Here is a 4802-nt window from a genome sequence, read left to right on the forward strand (position 1 = left end):
TTAACACCCTGAAAACTGAATAAAGAGTATACAGACAAATCCAAAGGACTTATGGTCAAGCCCTCGACCTATTAGTACTGCCAAGCTGAATGCCTCACGGCACTTACACACGCAGCCTATCAACCTCGTAGTCTACAAGGGGTCTTACCCGATTTCTCGGTGGGATATCTAATCTTGGAGCCGGCTTCACGCTTAGATGCTTTCAGCGTTTATCCGTTCCGTACATAGCTGCCCAGCTGTGCCACTGGCGTGACAACTGGTGCACCAGAGGTACGTCCATCCCGGTCCTCTCGTACTAAGGACAGAGCTCCTCAAATATCCTGCGCCCACGACAGATAGGGACCGAACTGTCTCGCGACGTTCTGAACCCAGCTCGCGTACCACTTTAATCGGCGAACAGCCGAACCCTTGGGACCGAATTCAGCCCCAGGATGTGATGAGCCGACATCGAGGTGCCAAACCTCCCCGTCGATGTGGACTCTTGGGGGAGATCAGCCTGTTATCCCCAGGGTAGCTTTTATCCGTTGAGCGACGGCATTTCCATTCACATACCGCCGGATCACTAACTCCAACTTTCGTTACTGCTCGGACCGTCATCCTCGCAGTTAGGCTAGCTTACGCGTTTACACTCTAGGGCACGGTTTCCGTCCGTGCTGAGCTAACCTTTGAGCGCCTCCGTTACCTTTTCGGAGGCGACCGCCCCAGTCAAACTGCCCGCCTGACAATGTCCCCCGACCGGTTTCACGGCCGCAGGTTAGAATTCCAGCAATCTAAGAGTGGTATCCCAACGGCGACTCCGCAAAGGCTGGCGCCTCTGTTTCCTAGTCTCCCACCTATCCTGTACATAGATTACCGAAACCCAATATCAAGCTGCAGTAAAGCTCCATGGGGTCTTTCCGTCTTGTCGCAGGTAACCGGCATCTTCACCGGTACTACAATTTCGCCGGGCGGGTAGTTGAGACAGTGCCCAGATCGTTACACCATTCGTGCGGGTCGGAACTTACCCGACAAGGAATTTCGCTACCTTAGGACCGTTATAGTTACGGCCGCCGTTTACCGGGGCTTCAATTCAGAGCTTGCACTCCTCCTCTTAACCTTCCGGCACCGGGCAGGTGTCAGCCCCTATACTTCATCTTTCGATTTGGCAGAGACCTGTGTTTTTGCTAAACAGTCGCCTGGGCCTATTCACTGCGGCTCAGCTTTCACTGAGCACTCCTTTTCCCTAAGTTACGGAGTCAATTTGCCGAGTTCCTTAACTACCCTTCTCCCGTTGGCCTTAGAATTCTCTTCCTGTCTACCTGTGTCGGTTTGCGGTACGGGCACCGGCTCTATACACAAAGCTTTTCTCGCCCTCGTCCACATATACTTCGGACTATTGTCCTCCCTTACGCCTCGGAATACCAACTCCGGGGATATACGCTTTCAAGGTGTCCCTTTGCTTAAATTGCAGGTGGTTACGGAATATCAACCGTATGTGCATCGACTACGCCTTTCGGCCTCGCCTTAGCTCCCGACTTACTTGGAGCGGACGAACCTTCCTCCAAAAACCTCAGACTTTCGGCCAATATGATTCTCACATATTTCTCGCTACTCATTCCGGCATTCTCACTTCTGTAAAGTCCACCGCCGCTTTCGCTGCGACTTCACCCCTTACAGAACGCTCTCCTACCAAGTCTTAACGACTTCCCAAGCTTCGGTGTGTAGTTTAGCCCCGTTAAATTTTCGGCGCAGAGTCACTCGACCAGTGAGCTATTACGCACTCTTTTAATGAGTGGCTGCTTCTAAGCCAACATCCTGGTTGTCTATGCAACTCCACATCCTTTTCCACTTAACTACTCTTTGGGACCTTAGCTGTGGGTCTGGGCTGTTTCCCTTTTGACAATGAAACTTATCTCCCACTGTCTGACTCCTGAAAAACGATTATTCGGCATTCTTAGTTTGTTAAGGTTCAGTAACCTCTCGGCCCCTAGCCAATACAGTGCTTTACCTCCGATAATCTATTTCAAGGCTAGCCCTAAAGCTATTTCGGAGAGAACCAGCTATCTCCGGGTTCGATTGGAATTTCTCCGCTACCCACACCTCATCCGCTACCATTTCAACGGGAGTCGGTTCGGTCCTCCATGGAGTTTTACCTCCACTTCAACCTGGACATGGGTAGGTCACCCGGTTTCGGGTCGTGTACAACTGACTTCATGCGCCCTTTTCAGACTCGCTCTCGCTACGGCTCCTCACCTTAAGTGATTAACCTCGCCAGTTACACACACTCGCCGGACCATTCTACAAAAGGTACCCGATCGCACGTTGATGTGCTTTCGGTGCTTGTAAACACAAGGTTTCAGGTTCTTTTTCACTCCCCTCCCGGGGTTCTTTTCACCTTTCCTTCACAGTACTATTCGCTATCGGTCACCAAGTAGTATTTAGGCTTGGAGGATGGTCCCCCCGTCTTCCCACCGGGTTTCACGTGTCCGGCGGTACTCTGGATTCAGCTAGCCTCCTCGACTTTTCGCATACAGGATTCTCACCTTCTCTGATTGGCCTTCCCATGCCATTCTGCTAAGTCTTAGAGTACACGTTGCTGTCCGAACCCCAAATGTATTTCTACATCTGGTTTGGCCTCTTCCGCGTTCGCTCGCCACTACTTACGGAATCTCTGTTGATTTCTCTTCCTCGCCCTACTTAGATGTTTCAGTTCAGGCGGTTCCCTTCGTATACCTATTTTATTCAGTATACGATGACCGAACTCCTTCGGTCGGATTGCTCCATTCGGAAATCCACGGGTATAGCGCCTACTTACGGCTCACCGTGGCTTATCGCAGTTTGTCACGTCCTTCATCGGCTCTTGGTGCCAAGGCATTCCCCTTGTGCTCTTTGTAGCTTGACCATATGTGTTCTCTTTGGTTTGTTTTTTCTCGCTTGCAGTAAATAAGCTCGTCGCTTACTTACCCTCTCGCTTCCAGCTTTATTGTAGTTTATATACCTTACGCTTAACTTTTGTTAAACCTGTTTGATATTTAAACTTTTCTCGCTTTATCTGCTTATCTTTATTCAGTTTTCAAGGTGCTTTTGGTGGGCTTAAGTGGACTCGAACCACCGACCTCACGCTTATCAGGCGTGCGCTCTAACCGGCTGAGCTATAAGCCCATGTCACGGCTTGTTCTTTTTCACTCAAGCCTTTGGTGGAGATAAGCGGGATCGAACCGCTGACCCCCTGCTTGCAAAGCAGGTGCTCTCCCAGCTGAGCTATACCCCCATATCTCTTTCAGGGTTATTCCTTTTTGAGACCCTGAAAATTAAACAACGATAATTAGCCGAACTTTCGTAATGCCTGACCTTGGATGTTAGAACTTTATCTTTCAAAAGTTCAAGTCTCCATAGAAAGGAGGTGATCCAGCCGCACCTTCCGATACGGCTACCTTGTTACGACTTCACCCCAGTCGCCAATCCTACCTTCGGCAGCGTCCTCCTTGCGGTTAGACTACTGACTTCGGGTATTACCGGCTCCCATGGTGTGACGGGCGGTGTGTACAAGGCCCGGGAACGTATTCACCGCGGCATGCTGATCCGCGATTACTAGCAATTCCGACTTCATACAGGCGAGTTGCAGCCTGCAATCTGAACTGGGACCATTTTTAGGGGTTTGCTCTGCATCGCTGCTTTGCTTCCCTCTGTTGATGGCCATTGTAGTACGTGTGTAGCCCAGGTCATAAGGGGCATGATGATTTGACGTCGTCCCCACCTTCCTCCGTTTTGTCAACGGCAGTCCTATTAGAGTGCTCTTGCGTAGCAACTAATAGCAAGGGTTGCGCTCGTTGCGGGACTTAACCCAACATCTCACGACACGAGCTGACGACAACCATGCACCACCTGTCTCAACTTTCCCCGAAGGGCACCTAATGTATCTCTACCTCGTTAGTTGGATGTCAAGACCTGGTAAGGTTCTTCGCGTTGCTTCGAATTAAACCACATACTCCACTGCTTGTGCGGGCCCCCGTCAATTCCTTTGAGTTTCAACCTTGCGGCCGTACTCCCCAGGTGGATTACTTATTGTGTTAACTGCGGCACGGAGGGGGTCAGACCCCCCACACCTAGTAATCATCGTTTACGGCGTGGACTACCAGGGTATCTAATCCTGTTTGCTACCCACGCTTTCGTGCCTCAGCGTCAGTTAAAGCCCAGCAGGCCGCCTTCGCCACTGGTGTTCCTCCCTATCTCTACGCATTTCACCGCTACACAGGGAATTCCGCCTGCCTCTACTTCACTCAAGCAAAACAGTTTCAAATGCAGTTCGTGGGTTAAGCCCACGGATTTCACATCTGACTTGCTCTGCCGCCTACGCACCCTTTACACCCAGTAAATCCGGACAACGCTTGCTCCCTACGTATTACCGCGGCTGCTGGCACGTAGTTAGCCGGAGCTTATTCATTAAGTACCGTCACTTCTTCGTCCTTAATAAAAGAACTTTACAATCCGAAGACCTTCATCGTTCACGCGGCGTTGCTGCGTCAGGGTTGCCCCCATTGCGCAATATCCCCCACTGCTGCCTCCCGTAGGAGTCTGGGCCGTGTCTCAGTCCCAATGTGGCCGTTCAACCTCTCAGTCCGGCTACCGATCGTCGCTTTGGTGGGCCGTTACCCCGCCAACTGGCTAATCGGACGCGAGTCCATCTTCAAGCGATAAAATCTTTGATACGGTTGCCATGCGACATCCGTATGTTATGCGGTATTAGCGTTCTTTTCAGAACGTTATTCCCCTCTTGAAGGCAGGTTACTCACGCGTTACTCACCCGTCCGCCACTAAACTTA

Annotated in this window: 2 tRNA genes and 2 rRNA genes; all 4 read right to left on the bottom strand. The window is 51.0% G+C overall.

Annotated elements, in window-relative coordinates:
* Window positions 1–51: 51 nt before the first annotated feature.
* Window positions 52–2881 (bottom strand): 23S ribosomal RNA (locus B5F08_RS12890).
* Between the two features lie 183 nt (window positions 2882–3064).
* A tRNA-Ile gene (locus B5F08_RS12895) sits at window positions 3065–3141 on the bottom strand.
* 33 nt (window positions 3142–3174) lie between these two features.
* Window positions 3175–3250 (bottom strand) — tRNA-Ala (locus B5F08_RS12900).
* Window positions 3251–3375: 125 nt separating this feature from the next.
* Window positions 3376–4802: ribosomal RNA gene (locus B5F08_RS12905) — 16S ribosomal RNA — on the bottom strand; the annotation flags it as partial.

Source organism: Anaeromassilibacillus sp. An172, assembly GCF_002160515.1.
Taxonomy (GTDB): domain Bacteria; phylum Bacillota; class Clostridia; order Oscillospirales; family Acutalibacteraceae; genus Limousia; species Limousia pullorum.